Annotated in this window: 17 protein-coding genes; 7 read left to right on the top strand and 10 right to left on the bottom strand. The window is 62.7% G+C overall.

All coding sequences use genetic code 11. From position 1 onward, the window contains the following. Position 1: 1 nt before the first annotated feature. A complete protein-coding gene (locus ACVWYF_RS01395; RefSeq protein WP_457063862.1) occupies positions 2-286 on the bottom strand; it encodes a TIGR03643 family protein in 285 nt (94 codons plus the stop codon). Positions 287-449: 163 nt separating this feature from the next. Here ACVWYF_RS01395 and ACVWYF_RS01390 point away from each other — a divergent pair, with 163 nt between their 5' ends. Together ACVWYF_RS01390 and ACVWYF_RS01385 are read left to right on the top strand one after the other, a co-directional pair. Further along, positions 450-911 (top strand): YybH family protein, encoded by a 462-nt coding sequence (locus ACVWYF_RS01390; protein ID WP_457063860.1) that lies wholly within the window; start codon positions 450-452, stop codon positions 909-911. 79 nt (positions 912-990) lie between these two features. After that, positions 991-2,475, top strand: coding sequence for an alpha/beta hydrolase (locus ACVWYF_RS01385; protein WP_457063858.1), 1,485 nt, complete (start codon positions 991-993; stop codon positions 2,473-2,475). A 62-nt stretch (positions 2,476-2,537) separates the two neighbouring features. Here the strand turns inward: ACVWYF_RS01385 and ACVWYF_RS01380 are convergent, their stop codons facing one another. Further along, complete coding sequence (locus ACVWYF_RS01380; RefSeq protein WP_457063856.1) at positions 2,538-3,641, bottom strand: App1 family protein; 1,104 nt, start codon at positions 3,639-3,641, stop codon at positions 2,538-2,540. Positions 3,642-3,837: 196 nt separating this feature from the next. On the opposite strand from ACVWYF_RS01380, the gene ACVWYF_RS01375 reads away from it, so the two are divergent. Continuing rightward, complete coding sequence (locus ACVWYF_RS01375; RefSeq protein WP_457063854.1) at positions 3,838-4,956, top strand: DNA topoisomerase IB; 1,119 nt, start codon at positions 3,838-3,840, stop codon at positions 4,954-4,956. A 124-nt stretch (positions 4,957-5,080) separates the two neighbouring features. Here ACVWYF_RS01375 and ACVWYF_RS01370 read toward each other — a convergent pair whose 3' ends face one another. Continuing rightward, positions 5,081-6,622: a hypothetical protein gene (locus tag ACVWYF_RS01370; protein WP_457063852.1), complete on the bottom strand. Its 1,542-nt coding sequence runs from the start codon at positions 6,620-6,622 to the stop codon at positions 5,081-5,083. A 78-nt stretch (positions 6,623-6,700) separates the two neighbouring features. Further along, positions 6,701-8,317 carry a hypothetical protein gene (locus ACVWYF_RS01365; protein ID WP_457063850.1) on the bottom strand — a complete coding sequence of 539 codons (1,617 nt, stop codon included), beginning with the start codon at positions 8,315-8,317 and terminating at the stop codon, positions 6,701-6,703. A 123-nt stretch (positions 8,318-8,440) separates the two neighbouring features. Between ACVWYF_RS01365 and ACVWYF_RS01360 the strand changes: the two genes are divergently transcribed. Next, positions 8,441-10,078, top strand: a complete 1,638-nt coding sequence (locus tag ACVWYF_RS01360) for a hypothetical protein (RefSeq protein WP_457063848.1) — start codon at positions 8,441-8,443, stop codon at positions 10,076-10,078. Here ACVWYF_RS01360 and ACVWYF_RS01355 read toward each other — a convergent pair. Together ACVWYF_RS01355 and ACVWYF_RS01350 are read right to left on the bottom strand one after the other, a co-directional pair. Then, the gene (locus ACVWYF_RS01355) at positions 10,075-10,794 is read right to left on the bottom strand and encodes a spheroidene monooxygenase (protein ID WP_457063847.1); all 720 of its coding nucleotides are present in this window, start codon (positions 10,792-10,794) and stop codon (positions 10,075-10,077) included. The genes ACVWYF_RS01360 and ACVWYF_RS01355 overlap by 4 nt on opposite strands. Before the next feature lie 96 nt (positions 10,795-10,890). Beyond that, positions 10,891-11,403, bottom strand: a complete 513-nt coding sequence (locus ACVWYF_RS01350) for a pyridoxamine 5'-phosphate oxidase family protein (RefSeq protein WP_457063845.1) — start codon at positions 11,401-11,403, stop codon at positions 10,891-10,893. Between the two features lie 128 nt (positions 11,404-11,531). Between ACVWYF_RS01350 and ACVWYF_RS01345 the strand changes: the two genes are divergently transcribed. Beyond that, a complete protein-coding gene (locus ACVWYF_RS01345) occupies positions 11,532-12,140 on the top strand; it encodes an acyl carrier protein phosphodiesterase (protein ID WP_457063844.1) in 609 nt (202 codons plus the stop codon). A 136-nt stretch (positions 12,141-12,276) separates the two neighbouring features. Here the strand turns inward: ACVWYF_RS01345 and ACVWYF_RS01340 are convergent, their stop codons facing one another. Then, the gene (locus ACVWYF_RS01340) at positions 12,277-12,825 is read right to left on the bottom strand and encodes an FKBP-type peptidyl-prolyl cis-trans isomerase (RefSeq protein ID WP_457063842.1); all 549 of its coding nucleotides are present in this window, start codon (positions 12,823-12,825) and stop codon (positions 12,277-12,279) included. Positions 12,826-13,021: 196 nt separating this feature from the next. Here ACVWYF_RS01340 and ACVWYF_RS01335 point away from each other — a divergent pair, with 196 nt between their 5' ends. Both ACVWYF_RS01335 and ACVWYF_RS01330 read left to right on the top strand, forming a co-directional pair. After that, positions 13,022-14,188 (top strand): SMP-30/gluconolactonase/LRE family protein, encoded by a 1,167-nt coding sequence (locus ACVWYF_RS01335; protein ID WP_457063840.1) that lies wholly within the window; start codon positions 13,022-13,024, stop codon positions 14,186-14,188. A 156-nt stretch (positions 14,189-14,344) separates the two neighbouring features. Next, positions 14,345-16,510 (top strand): S9 family peptidase, encoded by a 2,166-nt coding sequence (locus tag ACVWYF_RS01330; protein ID WP_457063838.1) that lies wholly within the window; start codon positions 14,345-14,347, stop codon positions 16,508-16,510. 162 nt (positions 16,511-16,672) lie between these two features. On the opposite strand, the gene ACVWYF_RS01325 is transcribed toward ACVWYF_RS01330, so the two are convergent. The 3 genes from ACVWYF_RS01325 to ACVWYF_RS01315 all read right to left on the bottom strand — a co-directional run bounded on the left by ACVWYF_RS01325 (position 16,673) and on the right by ACVWYF_RS01315 (position 21,228). After that, the gene (locus tag ACVWYF_RS01325; RefSeq protein WP_457063836.1) at positions 16,673-17,149 is read right to left on the bottom strand and encodes a hypothetical protein; all 477 of its coding nucleotides are present in this window, start codon (positions 17,147-17,149) and stop codon (positions 16,673-16,675) included. Between the two features lie 38 nt (positions 17,150-17,187). Further along, on the bottom strand, positions 17,188-19,179 hold the full coding sequence (locus ACVWYF_RS01320; RefSeq protein WP_457063834.1) for an AAA domain-containing protein: 1,992 nt from the start codon (positions 19,177-19,179) through the stop codon (positions 17,188-17,190). A gap of 624 nt (positions 19,180-19,803) precedes the next feature. After that, the gene (locus ACVWYF_RS01315) at positions 19,804-21,228 is read right to left on the bottom strand and encodes a carbohydrate-binding protein (RefSeq protein WP_457063832.1); all 1,425 of its coding nucleotides are present in this window, start codon (positions 21,226-21,228) and stop codon (positions 19,804-19,806) included. Positions 21,229-21,264: the final 36 nt, after the last annotated feature.

Here is a 21,264-nt window from a genome sequence, read left to right as displayed (position 1 = left end):
TTTAGCCGCGCTTGGAGATTTTATTGGCGGTGATGCTGCGCTGTAGCGTGGATTTGAACCGGGCGTCATCGACCTGGCTTTTGGCCCGGTGCTTGGTGGCGCGGCCTTGCACCCGGGCGCGCCACCGGCGCCAGGAGGCGGCCTGGAGCTCCCGGCGCATCAGTGTGATGACGGCTTGCTCGTTGAGCCCGAACTGCTGCTCAATGGCCTCAAAGGGCGTGCGGTCTTCCCAAGCCATTTCGATGATGCGGTCAGTGTCCTGGGCGGTGAGGATGGGCGTGGTCATAAAGCGTGTTTTCGATGAAAAGAAGCCGCCATTCGGGGCTTGCATCGTTTGGTAAACAGCTGAAAACCCTTTTTGGCGGGCGCTGGCAACGGCTTATTTCCGGTTATTGGCGAGATTGGGGCCTGAACCCAAATTTTTTCCCTCACGCTCGCTGATTAACCAAATGACCAACCCGAAAATGACGCTGGGTTTGCTGCTGTGCCTGGGCGGCACCCGCCACGCGGCCGCGCAGGCGGCTCCCAAAACCAACCCGCCCGCCGCCCGCCGGGCCATTGTGCAGGTGCTCACGACCCAGACGGCGGCTTGGAACCGGGGCGATATTCCCGGCTTCATGCAGGGCTACTGGCAGTCCGATTCGCTGGTGTTCATCGGGCGGAAGGGGCCGACTTACGGCTGGCAGCCCACGCTGGCCAATTACCAGAAGAATTACCCCAACGCCGCCGCCATGGGCCAGCTGGATTTCAGCGGGCTGCGGGTGACGTTGGTAGCGCCCACGGCAGCGCAGGTGGTGGGGCACTGGCACCTGGCCCGGCCGGCGGCGCTAGGCGATTTGCAGGGGTATTTCCTATTGGTGCTGCGGCAGATTGACGGCCGGTGGGTGGTTGTGGCCGACCACACCAACTAATTAAATGGTATGTAAGCAGAATTTTATGTGAATTTTCTTTACTTTGGGGGTTGGTGATTGCCGACTGTAACCTCTTTGTATGAAAATAATGTTTATTAGACAGTATAACCACGGAGCCTTTTTCGGCACTGTGATTTCCATCCCGCGTATCGCCGTCAGGTGGTGGTGGCTGGTGGGCCTGCTTGGGTTGTGCCTAAGCGCAAAAGCCCAGGCCCCAACGCCATTGGCCACCCAGCCGCTCGATTCGCTCCGGGAATTGCGAGGCACGGTGATGGATTCGGTGCATGGGCATCCAATCACCAGCGCTACGGTGGTGGTGAAAGGAAAAAACGTAGGGGTAGCCACCAACTCCAAAGGGGAATTCAGCTTACTGCTGCCGCTTGACACCTATACCCTGACCATAAGCTACTTGGGGTACGCCAGTCGTGTTTATTCGATTGATAAGGAAGATTTTGGGGAGGGGAAAAAGTTTTTTATGCCCCCCAGATTCTATCTGTTGTCGGGCGAAAAAGAACTGCTGCAAATCGTCGGCTCAACCGGACCAACGCGGGCCGACCCGAGCGCAACCTTCACGAAGGTGCAGGTGTACTTTGCCACCGACCGCCGGCCGGGCACGCCGGTCAATACCTTTACCAATGCCCGGGGGACGGACGTGCGCTACGGGATGGCCGAAGTAAGCATTCCGGGGATTCACAAAGCCGGGGAGATGGAGCGCCCGGGGATATTGGGGCAGGAAAATCCGTATACGAACGTGATGTTGCGGCGCACCCAGCTGCTGGCCAAGGATGCTTTTTTTGCGCAGCTCCGCACGCAGGTGGCAGCCAGCAAAAAGTCAGCAGCTTTTGTGTTTGTACACGGCTATAACGTGTCATTTGCCGAGGCGGCCCGGCGCACGGCCCAGATGCATTTCGACCTGAAATTTCCGGGGGTACCGATGTTTTTCAGCTGGCCGTCACAGGCTGCCGTGGTTCCCTACGTGGTGGATGAGCAGAACGCGGAATGGGCGCAGGATGACTTCAAGGCCTTTCTGCTCGATTTTCTGACGCGTACCAATGCGCAGCAGGTCTACATCATTGCGCACAGCATGGGCAACCGGCCGGTGGTGCGCGCAATGCGCGACGTGCTGGTGGAGCACCCCGAGCTGGCCACCAAAGTGCAGGAGCTAATCCTGGCCGCGCCCGACATTGACGCCGATGTATTCAACCGGAACATTGCCCCGGTGCTGGAGAAAAGCCGCATTCACACCACGCTCTACGCGTCGAGCCAGGACCGGGCGCTGCAGACTTCGCGGCTGGTCCACGGCCAATACCCCCGGCTTGGCCTGGTCGATGCGAAAGGGCCATACATGATGCGGGGCATGGAAACCATTGTGGCCTCGGAGGCCGACCCGAGCGCACTAGGGCTGAATTTTGGCCTGGGACATTCGTACATCGCCGAGGTGCCGCTGGTGCTCACGGATTTGGGCGGCTTGATTGTGGGCCGGAAGCGGCCGGACCAGCGTCCGTCCCTGCAAAAAGTTTCGGTGGGTGGGCAAAGCTACTGGACCCTGAAACCGGGAAAATAACGGGCGCCCGGAGCATTGGTTTCCGGCCAGCAGGCGGCAAATCCTTGCGCGAAGGCCTGCGCCTACACCACCAATCCCAGCCCCGCCGCGTGGGCGGCGGCGGCCGCATAATCCGCCACCAGCAGCATGGGCACGCCTGCCACTTTCAGCTCCTCGATAATTGGCCCGACCAGCGCGGCCCGCTCCGGCACCTGCACGTCGCGGATGTAAATGGCGCGGATGCGGCCAGGGTGGCGGCGCACCACTTCGCGGTAGATGCGGGCGTCTTCCTGGCCGCTGTCGCCGCAGAGGACGAAGGGCAGCGTGGGATAGGTGGTGAGCAGGTCGTCGATTTCGTGGAGCTTGTGGGCGAAGTGGATGGCGGCTGAGCCCGTGATGCCGGGTGGGGGCGTGGTTTTGGGCCGGGCAATGCTGAGGTCGCGTAGCAGGAGCGGGCCGGTGGGAATGTCGTGCAGGCTCAGAAACTCGGCCAGCAGGTCGTAGAGGTTCCAGGGGCTGCTGCTGACGAAGAAAAACGGGTTGTCGGGCCGGCCGGTGCGGCCGTGCTGGAGCCGGCGGTAGAATTCGGCCACACCCGCAAACGGCTGTTTCGACTGCGCATTGCTGAACAGGACCCGACCCAGCATCTTGAAAATATTGGTGGCGCTGGTTTCAAACACCGTGTCGTCGAGGTCGGAAATCACGCCGAACTCGGCGCTGGCGGGCGGTACCAGCACGGCGGCCTCGGTGGCAATGGCCTCGGGGGGCAGCTTCAGGAACCGGGGCAGCCGGGCCACGCGCACCGGCACCGGATACCAGAGGTAGGCCACGGGCGCCGGCAGCGCGTGGGGCTCGATGACGAGGGTGAAATAGCCTTCGTCGTCGGTGCTGACGAGGTGCTGGCTGCCGTCGGGCAGCTCGGCCACGAGGTCGGCCCCGGCTACTTCGCGGCTGTTGAAGCGGCGCACCATGCTGCGAAAATTGCGCCAGCGCGAGTCAGTAGCGGTGGCCGCAACCAGGCCGGGGTCGGCCAGCAGGCGGCCTTTGATGTAGAATTTCCTGGCCGTGCCGTAGCTGCGATACGCGTCGATTTGCAGGGGCCGCAGCCAGCCGCGCCGGGCCGAAAAACGAGTGAACAAGTGGTCGGTCCACTCGGAAAGATTGGAAAGGGCAGCAGGCAGCTTCATGGAGCAAACCTACGGCCGATGGCCGGCAATGGCCGGTGTAGCGCGGACTTTGTAGTCCGCGAGTGAAGGATGTTGGGAGGATAGGTAGTCGTTTGAACTCGCGGACTACAAAGTCCGCGCTACAGTGGGACGGCCTCTGCCGGCCTTTTTCCGTAGAACCCCGACGCCCAAATTCAAGGCTACTTCCGCTCTATCCATGCCCACCACAACCGCCCAACCCAAAACCCGCAAAAAGACGCTCCAGCCCCAGGATGAGGCGCATATTGTGTACAAAGACCCTGCCCGGCAGGCCGAAATGGCCGGCCTGCGCTACGCCACCGACCAGGGCCCCGGCCTGACCCGCAAGCCCACGCGCACCGGAAACTTTGTGTACCACGACGCCAAAGGCCAGAAGGTAACCGACCCGAAAACGCTGGACCGCATCAGCAATTTCGTGATTCCACCGGCCTGGACGGAAGTCTGGATTTCGCCCTCGGCCACCACGCACCTGCAGGTGACGGGCCACGATACCCTCGGCCGCAAGCAGTACCGCTACCACCCGGCCTGGGACGAAATGCGCAGCCTGACCAAGTTTTCGCGCCTGCGCACCTTCGGCGAAAAGCTGGGGCCGCTGCGCCAGCAGCTCAGCAAGGACCTGCGCCGCGCTGCCCTCGACCGCGAAAAAGTGGTGGCCCTGGTGCTCACGCTCATGGACCAGTCGTTTATCCGCATCGGCAATAAGGAGTATGCCAAAAAGAACGGTAAAACCAAGCCCAGCTACGGCCTCAGTACCTTGCAGGACAAGCACGTAGCCATCGAAGGAGCCAAAGTTAATTTCAGTTTTGTGGGCAAAAAAGGCGTGCCGCACGACGTGACCCTGCACGATGCCAAGCTGGCCCGGCTGGTGCGCAAGTGCAAGGAAATTCCGGGCCAGCACCTGTTCCAATTTTACTCGGCCGATGGGCAGCGCCACGCCCTGGAATCGGGCGATGTGAACGACTACCTGCACCGCCACACCGGCCTGCAGCTGTCGGCCAAGGACTTCCGCACCTGGGGCGGCACCGTGAAAATGGTGAGCTGCCTGGAAGCCGTGCTGAACGAAGAACCCGAGCTGCCCCCCGAAAAAGTCATCAAGAAAGCCGTGAAGGAAGTAGCCAACGGCTTGGGCAATACGCCTACGGTGTGCTCGAAATACTACATTCACCCGCAGGTGGTGGAGCTGTTCAAATCGGGCCAGCTGATTGACTACCTGCGCAAACACGACGCCGAAGCCCACGCCGACGACCCACTAACGCCCGTGGAGCGGCTGGTGCTGAAAATGCTGGACCAGGCGTGAGGCATTGGTAGGGTGCGGGGCTTGCCCCCGCCCGTCGTTGAACGATTCAAATACGAGCCTTTCAACGACGGGCGGGGGCAAGCCCCGTTCCCTACCTCATGCGTTATTATTGTATTCAGCAGAATTATTCCTCCGGCGGCTTATCGTAAGCGCGCTTAGCCGGTGCGCTTTCCTGCGAAAACCGAATACCCCGACTACCACCAGTAGCGCGAAACTCATCGGTGCCCGCGCCGCCGTAGATGCGGATGGCGGGCTTGCCGGCGGCAGTAGCGCCGTGCTCTTCCACGGTGAAAACGTCATCACCCGCTAAGCCTTCCAGTTGGATAAGCCGTGTTTCGGCAGGCAAAAAAGCGCGGCGCAACAGCGGCGCGGCCGTAGCACCGGCCGCCAGTGATTGGACCGTTACCACCGTCGAATCGGCGTAGCGCGCTATGGTGAACCGTTCGGCCTGGCCCGTGCCGCCGATGCGCGGACGCTTGGCCAAATCGAGGTAAAAGCCGTCGGCCAACGCGGGCAGGGCGGCGCGGCGGGCTTGCAGGGCCGCGATGGTGCGCGGGCCTTCAATAGCGAAGGCGGCAGCAGGCAAGCGGTGAATGGCGCGGGCAATGAGCGTATCGGGCAGGCGCTGCTGCATGGCCACGGCGGCGGCTCGGAACTGCGCGCGGCTTAGGCCCGCCAGAATGCGCTGGTCGAGGTAGTGCCCGGAGCCGAGCAGGCCAGCCGGGTGTTTATACCGGGTGCCAAACGTGACCCAGTGCCGCAAAAACAGATGGCCAGCGAGCCAGCCCAGTGCGCCATCATCGAGGCGGTAGAGCACCATGTCGCGGTCTTTGGGCAAAGCCAGGAGGGCGGCGGGGGCAGCTTCGGTGGGGGCCGTTACGGCCCAGCTCCACTGGCCGGGGTGGCGGTCCCAGTCGCCCAGCCAGCCGTCGAGCAGGCGGGCCCGCAGCAGGTCGGCCGGGGCGAAGCGCTGCTCGGGGCTGGCGAAAGCAGTGGCAAACGCCTTGGTGCTGTTGATGGCGGCGGTGGGCGGTGGGGTAGTTGGGGCGGCTTTTTCTTCCAGATAAGCCAGCTGCCCCCGGAAGTGGCGCAACGAGTCGATCTGAAAAGCCGGGTCATCGGCCCGCACGTAAAACAGGCGCGGGGAGGCGTGCGGCACCCCGGCGGCGGCGGCCAAAGGCGGTACCACCAGCGCGGCGTAGGGGTTGGTGGAGGAAATATTATCCCGCAACATATTGATGAGGAAAGTACCCCGCACCAGTTCCGGCATGGCCCGGATGGGGTCCTTGTCCACGGTGCGGACCACGTAGGCGCGGCCGTCGGCACCCGTCAGGCCCAGGCTGGTGCTGTTGAAGCCGCCGCCCACTTTGCCAGGAGTGAGGCCGCCGGGCTGCACGGTGGCCAGGCGCAGCACCGGCACAGCCACCGGGGCCGCCCAAGTGGGGCGGTGGTGCCGGCCCACCAGCGCGTTGTAGAGGCCGCCGTGCCGGGCGTATTGCCGGCCGGCGGTGGCCCCGCGCACGCTGTCGGCCGAGGTGGGCAGGGGCGTAGTGGCATCGAGCCGGGCATCGGGCTGAAAAAACTGCTTGCGAATGCAGCCGGTGCCGAGCAGCCCAGCCAGTGCGCCTCCCATCAATGTATAAAAGCGCAAACGGAGAAACATCAAGAGCAAGCAGCGTAATAAGTTTGGGCTTTGAACGGCCGGGGACTGAAAAAGGCTGGGTGGATTTTGGAGCAGCCTCGCTTAATCGTCGTTGAGGCGGTTGTAGGCGCGGTGTTTCTTCTTGGGGAGGCTGGGGCGGAGGCTGCCGGCGGCCGTTATATTAGAGGCTTCATCGAAGAGCTTGAGCCGCCGGCTGCTGCCTTGCAGCACCAACTGGTCGTGGCCCTCGCCGCCGTAGAGTAGCACGGGCATGGGCCGGCGGGTGGCGGCGGTGGTTACTTCAAACACGTCGTCGCCGCCCAGGCCGTCGAGGCTTAGCTCCTTGGTTTCGGCGGAGTAGTAAGTGCGCCGGAAACGGAGCGAGTCGCCGGCCGAAAGCTGGCTGAGGGCTTTGGAAAACACGCGGACGGTGGTCGAATCAGCGTAGCGATGCACGACGAAGCGCTCGGCCTCGGCCGTGCCGCCCAGCGTGGGCTCGTGGGCCAGGGTGAGGTAATATGCATCTGCGGCGTGGGGCAGGGTTGCGCGCCGGGCCTTAAGGGCGGTGCCGAGGCGGGGGCCTTCCAGCGCAAACACGGCGGGCGGCAGGCGGTGCAGGGCGCGCTCAATCACGGAATCGGGCAGGCGGCGCTGCAGGTCGCGGGCGGTGCGCTGGAAATCGGCCCGCGTCATGGCCGAGAGGCCGCGCTGGTCGATAAACCTCGCCTGAAATACCAGCCCGGCCATGTTGTTGTACTCGTTGCGAAACGTCTGAAACTGCGGGGCGATGAACGGCCGGGATGCCAGCCAGGGAATCACCCCATCATCGAACCGGAAATACACCTGGTCGCGGTCCTTCGGAATGCCGAGGTAGCGCACGCGGCCCCCGGCTTCCCTGAACGCGGCCCAGCTCCACTGGCCCTCGTGCCGGTCCCAGTCGCCGAGCCACACGTCGAGCAGGCGGGCGCGCAGAAAGGCGGGCTGGTCGATGAAGTAGGAGGGATGGTGGTACACCTTTTTCAGCATGGCCTCGCCCCCGTCAAAATCGACGGCATCGGCCAGGTCGGGCGTGCGGGCAGCCGGGGAGTTGTACTTCTCTTCGAGCAGTGCCAGCTTGCCCTGAAACCGGGCGGACGACTCGCCCAGGCCGGTTTCATCGGGCCGCACGTACACGAGGCGCGGGCGGGTGTGGGGCACGCCGGCCGCCTGGGCCAGCGGCGGCACCGTGAGCGCCCCGTACGGGATGGCGGCCGAAGTGGCATCGCGCACCACGTTGAGCACGAAGGAGTGGCGCAGCAGCAGCGGCAGGGTCTTATAAGGCTCCTTGTCGAGGGCGCGCAGGGCATATTCGCGCTGCTGGCGGCCGTTCAGGGTCATGCTGATGCTTTGGTAGCCGCCGCCGGCCTTGCCCGCCGTGAGGCCGCCGGGAGCGGCGGCGGCCAGGTTCAGCACGGCTACCTGGGCGGGGGCGGCCCACACGCGCCGGTAGTGGCGGCCCAGAAAAAACCGGTAGAACCCCGAGTGGCGGTTGTACTGGCGGCCGGCCGTGGCCAGCACCGAATCGGCCTGCGCCGGCAGGGTGGCGGTACTGCCGGGGCCGACGCGGGCATCGGGCTGGAAATAGTTGTGGCGGGCGCAGCCGCCAGCGGTCAGCCCCAGGCCCAGCAGCACCAGCAGGCGCGGGTAAGAACCGGAGCAGCGAACAAGTTGAGGAGGCATTCGGGAAAGGCGGGCAAGCGCGAATGAGCCTTTAACGCAGCTTCCCCGTAAAGGTGGGCGGTGGATGGCCCTGGCCGTGCATTTGGCGCCCTGTTCTACCGTAAAATACCTGCCTTTATCCCGATGAGCTCTCCGCGTTTTGGAAAATTACTGCTTATGCCGGGCCTGGCTGCTGGATGGGGAACGTGGGTGCGGGGCGGGTGCATTGGCGCGGTGGCCGTCGTTTTAGGCGGCTGCGGCGAGCATCGGGCGGCGGGCGTGGCAGGTCCGCGATGGAGCGCGGACTCGGCCACGGTGCAACTGGCAGCCGGGCCACAATATGCCCGTAGCGCCGCCTGGAAGTTCTTTTTTGGCACCCACTACCGCAGTGTGTGGGCCACGCCGGTGACGGTGCCGGTGCTGCGGCTGGCCACCGCCGTGCCCGGCGGCCTGGTGCCCATGCAGGCGGGCGGCAGCTACCAGAGCCACACCCTGCGCCTGCACGCGCCCAACGGCCGCGAATACGTGCTGCGCTCCGTAGACAAGGACATGAGCGCCGCGCTTAGCCCCGGCTGGAAAAGAAACCTGCTGCGCGGCCTGCTGAAGGACCAGACCAGCGCCACCCAGCCTTTCGGGGCGTATCCGGCCGCCTTCTTGGCCGAGGCGGCCGGGGTGCTGCACGCCAACCCCCGGCTGGTATTCGTGGGGCCTGACCCTGGCCTGGGCAAGTTCAGCGCCGCTTACGCCAACGCGCTGTACCTGTTTGAGGAGCGGCCCGATGGCGACCAGCGCCCGGTGGCCAGCTTCGGCCACGCGCCCCAGGTGGTGAACTCGCGCCACATGCTGGCCGCGCTGCGCCGCTGGCCCAGTGCCCACGTGCCCGCCCGCGCCTTTCTGCGCGCCCGCCTGCTCGACGTGCTGGTGGGCGACTGGAGCCGCCGCGAAGACCAGTGGCGCTGGGCCATGTTTCCGCAGGCCGGCCGGGTGGCGTTTCGGCCCGTGCCGCGCGACCGCGACCAGGCCTTTTTCCTGTTTGATGACGGGCTGGTGACGCGGCTGGTGTCGTGGTTTGCACCCAAGTACCAGACCTTTCGGGCCACCATTCGCTTGGAAAACGTGGATGGCCTCACCTCCACGGCCCGCGCCCTCGACCGCACGCTGCTCACCAGCCTGAGCGCAAATGATTTCCGGGAGGTGGCCGATTCCGTCCGGGCCAGCCTGAGCGATGCCGTGCTGGCCCGGGCCTTCAACTCCGGCCCCGCCGAAACGCAGGCCCGCCTGGCGGCGAAATTCGTGCCTATGCTACGCGCCCGGCGCGCGCAATTGCCGGCCGTGGCCCAGCAGTATTACGCCCTGCTGAACAAGCAGGCCTGGCTCATTGGCACCGACCAGGCCGAGCGATTTATCCTGAGCGAGGCCGGTGGCAGCCTGCGCGTGCAGCTGCTGGCCCAGCGCCCCGGCCGGCCCGACAGCCTCGTGACAGACCGCACCTTCAACCGAAAAATTACTCCTGAGCTCGACCTGTACGGCCTGGGCGGCGACGACCTGTTTGAGCTGCGCGGCGCGTTGCCGGAGGGCATCGCCGTGAACCTGTACGACGGCGACGGCCGCAATCGGGTTATCACCTCCCCCGGGGCCACGCCCGGCAATGTGGTGTGGTATACCGGCCCCGGCGAGCGGCCCACGTCGCACCCGGCCGGGGTGCAGGTAGAGTCCGACCCGCACCCCGAGCTCACGGCCAACGGCCGCGCCTGGCTGCACCGCTACAACCTGCGCGATTAGCCCTGCCGGGCCATAAGCCCGGCCAGGGGCTCCCGGCCATCAATGGTGCCCGCGCTGCCCAGTACCTGGAAGCGGGCGAACAACTCCTCGCCGTACCAATTTTCGCGGCGCGTGAGCTTGATGACCTCGCGGTGCGTGACGTCTTTGTAGGCGTACTCCTGCATGGCCTGGGCCGATTCCCACACGCTAAAGGTAGCTTGGCGAATTATCGGCAGCTCGCCCAGCCCGATGGCGGCCCGCACGCCCGCCGCGTGGGCCAGTGCCGCGCTGGTGGGCTCCACAAATTTCCAGAAGCGCGGGGCTTTGCGCCAGCGGATGCTGGCCCGGGTGAGCACGGCTACGGGCGTATTGGGCGGGGCTGAAACGGCGCTGGCGTGGTAGTCAAAAGGGTTTTGACCATCCCACAGGCCCTGGGCTTTGATGGGGGCGAGGCGCACGGTCCACTGCTCGGCGCTGCGCTGCTCGTAGGCCGCCCACAGCGGGTGCCGGCTGAAGAAGGCCTCCGCCCGGGCTACATCATCCCACACGGCCATGAAGCCGTAGCGGTCGAAATTGGGCCACAGGCCGAAGCCGTTGGCGGCCCCGCTGCCCAGCAACTTGAAAAACCGAAGGCCCGGCACCCGTTTTAACCGGGGCGGGGCGGTGCCCATCTGGGCCAGTGCCCAGCGCCGGTGACCGGTTTTGAGGGTGAAAACTGTGAGGGTGGTAAGGTGCATTCGTGCGAAAAACGGGTAAGCCGCCGTCCAGCGGATTTCAAGCAACAAAAAAAGGCCGGAATTGCTTCCGGCCTTTCATAATCACGGTTTCAAAACCTACTTGGGCTGCACCTGAGCGTGCTGGTTCACGTCGTCGTCTTTGCTGCCTTCGCCGGTCACTACCGCCCGCACGTAGCCGTAGGCCCGCGAAAGGAGGCTGCTGGGCGAATCCCAGTACTCGGCCTTGTCTACCGTCACTTTCAGGACGGTGATGTTGGGGTCTTCTTTGCCTTTGGGGAACCAAGCGCGCATGGGCTCGCTCCAAAGCTCGGCAATTTTGGCTTCGTCGCGGTTGGAATTGGCCCGGCCCGACACGGAGGCGTAGACGTTGCTTTCGGGGCTCGAATAGCTCAGGTTCACCTGGCTGTCTTTTTTTACCTCGTATACTTTGGCCGAATTCACATCGGTGAGGAAATACAGGGCTTGGTCTTCGCCGGGCTTGATGGTGGCCATGGGGCGGGAGTGCAGGCTGCCGTGCTCGTCGGTGGTGGTGAGCATGGCCATGCGGACTTCCTTGATTTTATCGAACAGTTGGGTCAGGTCGTGGGTTACGGGCGACTTATCGGACATGGGGAAGAGAGTTGGGGGGTGAAAGAACCGGCCGCTACTTAAAACAAGCCGGCGGCATAAGGGCTTACGGCAGCCAGCCGGCCGGGGTTGAATAATTGCCTCCGCCGGCCCGTATCTTACCCGCCATCATGAATTTTCTGGCCCACCTTTTCCTCTCTGGCAACCCCCGTTCGGCCGCGTATGCCGACCTGCTGCTCGGCAACTTCATCGCCGATTCGGTGCCCGGCAAGCAGCTCGAAAACTACCCGCCCGCCGTGCAGACCGGCATCCGGCTGCACCGCGCCATCGACACCTTTACCGACCAGCACCCGGTGGTGCGCCGCAGCACCCAGCGCCTGCGCGCCGCCGGCTACGGCAAGTACGCCGGTGTGATTTCGGACATGTTTCTGGACCATTTTCTGGCCCGAAACTTCGCGGAATTCTCCCCGGAAAAACTGCCTGATTTCGCCCGCCGCGTGTACGCTTTGCTGCAAGCCCGCGCCGCCGAAATGCCGCCCCGCGTGCAGCAGATGCTGTTTTATATGACGCAGCACAACTGGCTGCTGGGCTACGCCGAAACCGACGGCATTGGCCGCGCCCTCGGTGGCCTCAGCCGCCGCGCATCGGCCGGCTCGGGCATGGAAACCGCTGCCACGGAGCTGGTGGCTAATTACAAAGAATATGAGGCCGATTTCCGGGGATTTTTCCCAGAGCTGCGGCAGTACGTGGCGGAGTTGCTTGGAGGCAAACAAGTCTAAAAAAGCCCGCCATGCCGAGCGGAGCCGAAACACCTTCGCCGCTGTAGTAAATAAATTACTATTGCCGTAGAGCTGTTTCGGTTCCGTTCGGCATGGCGGGCTTGATTGGGCTGCTTACCAGCCGCCGCTCCAGCCGCTAGTGCTGGTGGCCGCCCTCGCCGTGGGCGTGGCCGTGGGCCAGCTCATCGGCGGTGGCTTCGCGCACGTCCTGCACCTTGCCGGTGAAGTGCATCACCATGCCGGCCAGCGGGTGGTTGAAGTCCATCTTTACGACCGAGTCGCCGATGCTTATTACTTTGGCCTGCATGTGGTTGCCTTCGTTGTCGGCCATGGGCAGGAAGTTGCCGGGCTGGAGCATCTCGTCGTCCAGCTTGCCATCGATGAGGAAAACTTCTTTGGGGATTTCAACCAGTGCCTGCTCGTCGTACTCGCCGTAGGCCTGCTCGGGGGTGAGGCTGAACTGGAATGAATCGCCGGGGTTTTTGCCATCGAGTTGGGCTTCAAACTCTTCGGGCAGGCCACTGTGGCCAAACAGGAAGACCATGGGTGCATCGGCTTCGGCTGATTCAACCAATACTTTTTCCTGGTTTTCGTCGGTCACGCTGAGGTCGTAAGTGATGGTGACGACTTGTTTATCGCTGATTGGAGCCATGAGCAGGGAAGCCGGGCCGGTTGGGGCGGCCACGGTAGTTGGAGGGTGGTAAAAAAGAATTTTCGGCAAGATAGGTACGCAAGCCCAGTGGAAACGGCCGGCCACGGTGGCGGTTAGCCCATGTGGAGGCAGGCCGGCCGCGCAACCCACCGCCCGGGCAGCCGTTAAGAATCAGCCCATTCGGCTTTGCCAAGGCCTTTTTCCCTTCACACTTTCTTCACCAAAACATATGCGCAAGCTATTTCCGCTGCTACTTGGCGGCACGTTACTGGCGGCCTGCCAGTCGAACCCGCCCAAAACCCAGGACGAAGCCGTGAACAAAGAAGCCGTGGTCCAAGCCGACTCCACGGCCAACACCACCACTACTGCCGATACCATGGGGCTGCCCGCCGGCTCCATCCCCACCATCGGCAGCCCGCAACTGCTCTTCACCCTCGACGACGCCCACAACACGCCCGACGGCCTGGCGCTGGCCCCCAACGGCCACCTCATCCTCTCGGTGCCCAACCTGGCCGACAACAGCCAGCCCGCCTCGTTGATGGAGATTGACGGCACTACGCTCAAGCCCTTCGTCGCCAACCTGCCCGTAGAGCCCACCACCAAAAAAGCCGCGCCCATGGACCTGGCTTTCGGCCCCGATGGCAACCTGTACTACGCCGAAAACCAGTACGAAAACAGCAAGGATTTCAAATCGCGCCTGATGAAGGTGGCCATGAAAAACGGTAAGCCCGGGGCCATTACCACAGTGGTCGACAACTTCGCGCTGGCCAACGGCGTGGTCTGGAAAGGCAACACGCTGTACGTGACCGACAGCCAGTGGGACCTGCCCGACAACGACAAGGGCAGCGCCATCATGAAGTTTTCGCTGGCCGAATTGAGCCAGGGTACCGTGCATCTGAAGCCTAAAACCAAGGACCCGCACGTACTGGCCATGTTCTCGACCACGGTGAACGAAACCGGCGTCGACAACGGCGCCGACGGCATCGACTACGACAGCAAAGGCAGCATCTACACCGGCTCGTTTGGCGATGGCAAGCTGTATAAAGTAACGCTGAACCCCGACGGCAGCCTCGCCAAACAGGAAACCCTGGCGCTGAGCGGCAAGCCGCTGCCCTGTGTGGACGGACTCGTCATCGACCGCGCTACCGACAAGATGTACGTGTGCAACTCGCGTGAAAATTCCATTGAAATCGTGGACCTGCGCAACGGCAATAAGGTGACGACTCTGGCCCAAAACCCCGATACCGACGGTGCCGGCGGCAAGCTCGACCAGCCCGCCGAGGTGCTCCTGAAGGGCAAGCGCCTCTACATCTCCGACTTCGACCACCCGGTGAAGCACTTCGCCAACACCAAGTCGGATGCGCCGCACACCATGTCGGTGATTGACCTGAAGTGAGTTCGGCCCCGGCGGCCTGTTGCCGCCAAGCTCATGTAGATGCCGCAGGCAACCAAGTGAAAAAATCCCCGTCGGTTAGTACTGACGGGGATTTTTCGTTCGAAATGGCCCTAGCTTTAAAATCTTATTAGCACGTTCCCCTTGACTGATTTCCTGATGAAGCATTACGTTGCCCGCCGGGCAAGCCTGGCCGGGGCCTTGGTAGCCCTGGCCGCCACCGCCTGGGCCCAAAGCCCCAGCACCCAATGGACCAAAGACGGCTACGGCTACTTGCAGGTGCGCCCCGATTCTGTCGTGCAGCTCGACATCCGCCAGCCCGACCAGGTCCGCACGCTGCTCAGTAAGCGGCAGCTCACGCCGGCAGGCCAGACGGCCCCGCTGGGGGTGCGCCGCGTGGCGCTCTCTGATAACGGCCGCCTTATTCTGCTCAATACCAATACGAAGAAGGTGTGGCGCTACGACACGCGCGGTGACTACTGGGTGTTTGATACCGGCACCGGGCAGCTCACGCAGTTGGGCAAGGGCCGGCCCGAGTCGTCGCTGATGTTTGCTAAGTTCTCGCCCGATGGCCGCCGGGTGGCCTACGTGAGCGGCCACAACCTGTTCGTGGAAAACCTGGCCGACCACGCCATCACCCAGCTCACCACCGACGGCACCGACAAGCTTATCAACGGCACCTTCGACTGGGTGTACGAGGAAGAGCTGGACTGCCGCGACGGTTTCCGCTGGAGCCCCGACGGTCAGCATCTGGCATACTGGCAGCTCGATGCGAACAAGACGCGCAACTACCTGATGCTGAATACCACGGATGCGCTCTATCCGTTCACCGTGCCTGTGGAATACCCCGTGGTGGGCGAAGACCCCAGCCGCTGCCGCGTGGGCGTGGTGGCCGCCAGCGGCGGCGATACGAAGTGGATGGATGTGCCCGGCGATGCCGTGCAGCACTACATCCCGCGCATGGAATGGTCCGGCAGCAACGAGCTGATTATTCAGCAGCTGAACCGCCGCCAGAACGAAAGCCGCCTGATGCTGTGCAGCGCCGCGACGGGCGCGGTGAAACCCTTTTACACCGAAACCGACAAGGCTTGGGTGGTGGCCAAAGATGAGCCCGTGGGCTGGGACTGGCTGAAGGATGGCAAAAGCTTCGTGTGGGCCAGCGAAAAGGACGGCTGGCGGCATCTCTACCAGATTGACCGCGCTGGTAAGGAAAAGCTCCTCACGCCTGGCAATTACGACGTTATCAGCCTCGAAGGGATTTCGGAGGCCACCAGCACCATCTACTTCCTGGCCTCGCCCACCAACGCCACCCAGCGCTACCTCTACAAAGTGCCGCTGAAAGGCGGCAAGGCCGAGCGCGTGACCCCCGCCGCCCTCAGCGGGACCAATACCTACGAGGTGTCGCCCAACGGCAAGGTGGCCCTGCACCGCTACGCCAGCGCCGGCAGCTACCCGGTAGCCGACGTGGTGGCCCTGCCCGCCCACCAGCGCCTGAGCGGCGGCGACGTGCCGGAGCAGGCCAAGAAAATCAAGCTGCCCAAGGTCGAATTCTTCCAAGTGAAAACCGCCGATGGCGTGACGCTGGACGGCTGGCTGGTGAAGCCCACCAGCTTCGACCCCGCCAAAAAATACCCCATCGTGTTCATGGTCTACGGCGAGCCGGCCAGCCAAACGGTGACCGACAACTTCGGCACGGGCTTCAACCGTCTCTACCAGGGCAGTATGGCCGATGACGGCTACATCTACGCCTCCATCGAGAATCGGGGTGCGCCGGCCCCGCGTGGCCGCGAATTCCGCAAATCCATCTACCACAACATCGGCGCGCTCAACATCCGCGACCAGGCGATGGGGGCGAAGGAAGTGTTCAAAAACAGCTGGGTTGATACCAGCCGGGTGGCGGTGTGGGGTTGGAGCGGGGGCGGTTCCTCCACGCTCAGCCTGCTGTTCCAATACCCGAAGATTTACAAAACCGGCATCTCCATCGCCGCCGTCGACAACCAACTCAACTACGACAACATCTACCAGGAGCGCTACATGGGCCTGCTGCCCGAAGACAAGCACTTTTTCGTGGACAACTCGCCCTTGGCCCACGCCAAAAACCTGCGCGGCAACCTGCTCCTCATCCACGGCACCGGCGACGATAACGTGCATTACAACAACGCCGAGCAGATGATAAACGAGCTGGTGAAAAACGGCAAAATCTTCCAGCTGATGGCCTACCCCAACCGCACCCACGGCATCTCGGAGGGCGAGGGCACCAGCAAGCACCTGGCCGCTACTTACACCAAGTTTCTGAAGGAGAACTGCCCGCCCGGCGGGCGGTAGCGCCACGGCGGACGCTGTTGCTTCTACGACTTTTGCTCAAGCCTCCGCGTCTTTAGCATGCCGAAGTAATTGAGCTTTGGTTAAATAAAAAAAGAGGCGTGGGGCCTATTCCCACGCCTCTTTTTTATTCCTGATTGTGGGGTGCTAAACCTGTCTTCTGGTTCAATGAATGCAGCCTAACCAAACTTGGGTGCGTTTGGCATATGCATCGTTGTACCAGCGATGCGCCGCTGTGCTGGTATTTCGCACCACGGGCGAGCCTGATTCTCCAACCGCCGCCACTACCAGATAAAAGCCTTTGGCGAAGCCATTATAGCCTGTGGAATATTCAATCGAAACATAGGCTGCATCCTCCATTTCACGCCCCCGTGCCAAATAGGTCGGGTATTCGAAGCCGTTATCAGCGCAAACAGTCTTGCTCATGGTGAGGCCGGATTGGGCATTGGGGCGGTACCCCTTTAGGTCGAGCAGAATATGTAGGCGAGCAGCTGCCTGGCGGGCACTTATCAGCGCCGCTTTATAGTCTTTCGTGCTTTGCAGAATCAACACATCTTTGATTACCCACGGCTCTTCCTGCGCCACCAGCTTCTGGCTAGGAATGATTGCGGCTAAACAAGCAAGAGCTAAAGGTTTGTACATGAGCAGTTGGGGCACGTATTGATACTGCAAATTAGGGGCTAATCCTGCAACTCCCAAGCCGTGCGGTAGCCGCCCACACGCTCCACGTATTCAATCAGCGCTTTGAAAAACGGGTGGGCGCTGAGCGTCGAAGAATCACCGACGAGCAGCAGCTTTTTGCGCGCCCGTGTCATGCCCACGTTCATGCGGCGGATGTCGCTCAGGAAGCCGATTTCGCCGTGGTTGTTGCTGCGGGTGAGGGTGATGGCAATGATGTCGCGCTCCTGGCCCTGGAAGGAGTCCACGGTACCCACGCTGAGCTGGCGGTGCAGCATGAAGCCGCTGAGCTCGTCGTTTTCCTCGATGGCATCCTTCAGATAGTTGATTTGGGCGCGGTAGGGGGCGATAACACCGATGCTGAGCGGGTCTTCCTCGTGGTCGGCGGGGTCGTAGGGCTCCAGCAGCTGCGCCAGGCGCTTCAACAGCAAATCCGCCTCTTCGGGGTTGGCGGTGGAGCGGCTTTCGGGAATGGTGATTTCCGTGAAGCCGAAGCCGGCGGTGTCGAGGAATTCCACGGGCAGGTCGGGGGCGAAGCGTAGGTCGTAGGCGTCGAGGCCGGCGTGGGCCACGGTGTCGTAGGCCACCAACTGGCCGTCGTAGAACTGGTCAGAGCTGAACTGCATGATTTGCTCATGCATGCGGTACTGCACCGTGAGCATGCGGGCCGTGGCCGGCTGGCGCTTGATGGCCTTCTCGAACAGGGTTTCGCGCAGGGCCCCGGCCTTGTCGCTCTTCACGGTGGGCGGCAGCTGGTGGTGGTCGCCGGCCAGAATCACGCGCTGACCTTTTGCAATTGGAATCCAGCAGCCCGGTTCCAGCGCTTGGGCGGCTTCGTCGATAAACACCGTTTCGTAAGTCAGGTGGCGAATGTTGCGGTTGCTGGCGCCTACCAGCGTACAAGTTATCACCTGCACCGATTCCAGCAAATCTTCGGTGATGTAGCGCTCCAGGTCGTCGGCCTGCTGGAACAGCATGCGCGCTTCTTCCTTCAGCATCCGGCGCTGCTGCTGCTCCTCGTAGCCGAAGTTGCGGACGTGTTTGCTGGCGGTTTCGCGGTACTGGTCGGCCGTCTGGCGCATCGAGCGCATCTGGTTGTAGCTCTTGTGGTTCATCACTTGGGCATCGAGCGTATGCTCCAACAGCAGGTCCGACACCCGCGACGGGTTGCCCATCCGAATGACGTTTACGCCGCGCTCGGCCAGCTTTTCGGTCAGCAAATCGACGGCCGTGTTGCTGGGCGCGCACACCAGCACGCGTCGCTCGCGCCGAATAGTTTCCAGAATGGCCTGCACCAGCGTGGTGGTTTTGCCAGTGCCGGGCGGACCGTGAATAATGGCCACGTCCTTAGCCGCCAGCACATGACGCACGGCAGCCAGCTGCGAATCGTTCAGCGGGCTGGGGTAGAACAAATCGGTGGCTTTTTCCTCGCGGAAACGGGCTTCCTTGGCGCCCAGCAGGATATCGCGCAGCTCAGCGAGGCGGTCGCCATACGCGCCCATCACCTTGCCCAGCGCGTAGTCCATCTCGCGGTAGCTCACCTCGTCAAAGGTCAGGTCGATGCCCATTTTATGGCCCTCCGTCACCCAATCAGGCAGGTCTTCCTTAGTAGTAGCGAGCAGTAGCTTGTTGCGCCGCACGCTGGTAATCACGCCGTTGAGCGTGGGCCGGTCGGTGGCCGAGCGGCCGGGCACGTTGCCAAACAGCGCGGCATTCTTGCCCACCTGAAACAGATGCAGGCCGGCTTGGCCGGCGGGCCGTTCCAGCTCCAGCACCACCTTGCCGCCGAATCCAATATCTTCCTGCGTGATGGTGACGGGGTACCAGGTGAGGCCGCGCTGCTGCCGCTCGGCAATGCTGGCCTTAGCGTTTTTGAGCTTGAATTGCACCAGGTCTTCCTGCTGCTCCAGCTTCATGAGGGCCTGCACCTGGCGCAGCTCTTTTTCGATGGCGTAGGGGTCGACGGGGGCGAAAGTGGGGGTGGTATCGGACAAAAGAAAGCGGGTTGGGTTCGTTGTGAGGAGTAACAACGAAAACGGGTAAATGGTGAAGTAGTAATTATTGGCAGCCTGTGGGAAACCAAATACCTCTTACGGAGCAAGTACCCATATTGGGCCTGACATGGTTTTGGTCGAGGATTCGGATATCAACGTCAGTGATAATTTTGGTAAGCTGAAGTTGATTCCAGGTAGGTATTGCTTCCCTGAGAATGGCCGATGCATCATCATAGGTCCACGCCGTGACGCCGAAATGAAGCGGGAAATTCGCTTGGGAAGGATTCGTGAATTCAAACCAGTAGCGCATCAGTTTCATGAGTTGCGGTTTTGCTGAATCTGGTATTCATGCGCAAAGGTCGGAATTAGCGGAAGAAGCGTCGTTGCCAACGTGGTTTTGCAATAGAAATCCCAAGTTCGCGCTGCTTCACGCTTGGCAACGATGGCTGCCGCGCCCGCGACGATAGCGGCGGAGGTGCCAAGCACGATGGCCGTACCCGCGACTGTGGCTGCCCGGCCGGGTGGTGCCAACGCGCCCAAATCCCCTTGACGCAGCTTGCCCAATGACCAAAAAGGCTGCCTGGATACCAGGCAGCCTTTGGCAATGCAGCTTGTTGGTGCAAATTATTCCTTGATAAAGCGACGGCGGAGGGTCTGCTTATCCGGGGAAGTCACGACGAGCTGATAGAGGCCGGCCGGGAGCCGGGCTATGTCGAGTGCAGTGCCGAGGGCACCGCTGCCCACGGCCTGGCCCAGGGCGTTGAGGAGGCGGTAGGTGCTGCCGGCCAGTTCCGGCGCGGTGGCCAGGTGCAGCTGGTCGGTGGCGGGGTTGGGGTAGATGCTGAGTTGGGCATCGTCCGGGCGGGCGAGGGTGGCCAGAGCCGGGCGGGCACTGGTTTTGGTGATGCGGACCCAGTTGAGGTTGTAGCCGCCGGTCTGGGCAAACACGCCGAATTTGTAGGTGCCGGCATTAATATTCACCAATTTCGACACCGTGGTCCAGGTTTGCCAGCCGCCGGTGCCGGGCACGGCCGTGTTGCCGAAGGGAATCGAGCCCGCGTTCAAATCTGCCGAGATGGTGCCGCCGCCGGCTCCGCTGGCCACCCGGTACTCAATGTTGTAGGTGCCGGTGGTGGGGAAGTTCACGTTGTTCCACACCAGGTAGTCGCCGGCGTCGATGTAGCCCATGTCCTGGCCGCCGCCCGCGTCGGAGCAGGCTTCTATCACCATGCCGTTGTTCACGTTGGCCGCTTCGGCCTGCAGCGTGACTGAGAAGGCCGCCGGCGCGCTCGTGAGCTGGTACACGCGCACGTAGTCCACGTTCATAGTGGCGGGTAGCTTGCTTTCATCCACGGTCTGGCCGGGCCAGTCGCCGGCCACGGCCAGGTTCAGCAGCAGGAAGAAGGGCTTTTGAAACTCCTCGGTGCCGCCCGTGCCGTTGGTGATGTTGATTTCGTTGTACTTGGCCCCGTCCACGAACCAGCGGATGTAGGTGGGCGTCCACTCCACACTGTATACGTGGTAGGCGTTGGGGCTGGTAGCCACATTGTTGCCGTACTGGGCGTGGCCGTTGCTGTCCCAATGCACGGTGCCGTAGCAGCGGCTGTCGGCGTTCACTTGCTCCATGATGTCGATTTCGCCGCAGTAGGGCCAGCCCACGCTGCCGATGTTGGCCCCCAGCATCCAGAAGGCCGGCCACAGCCCCTGCCCCAGGGGCGTTTTAATGCGCGCTTCCATGCGGCCAAAGGCAAACTGCTTCAGGCCCTGGGTTTTCAGGCGGGCCGAGGTGTAGGGCATGCCGCCTACGCTCTGCTTGCGGGCCGTGATGACCAGCTCGCCGTTGGCCACGGTGGCGTTCGACGCCTGGTAGTACTGCTTCTCGTTGTTGCCCCAGCCGCCACCGCCGGTTTCGAAGGCCCAGTTGGCGGTATTCACGGCCGTGCCGTTGAATTCGTCGGCCCATACCTGCTGGTAAGTTTGGGCGTGGGCGGTGGCGCAGGTCAGGACAAGCGCGGCGGCCTGGAGCAGGCGGGTTAAAAGTCGTTTCATGGAGTTGGGGTGGGTTTTAGAATGGATGAAAGTGGT

The sequence above is a fragment of the Hymenobacter sp. UYAg731 genome (assembly GCF_054061335.1).
This window is presented reverse-complemented; position numbering and strand designations above follow the sequence as displayed.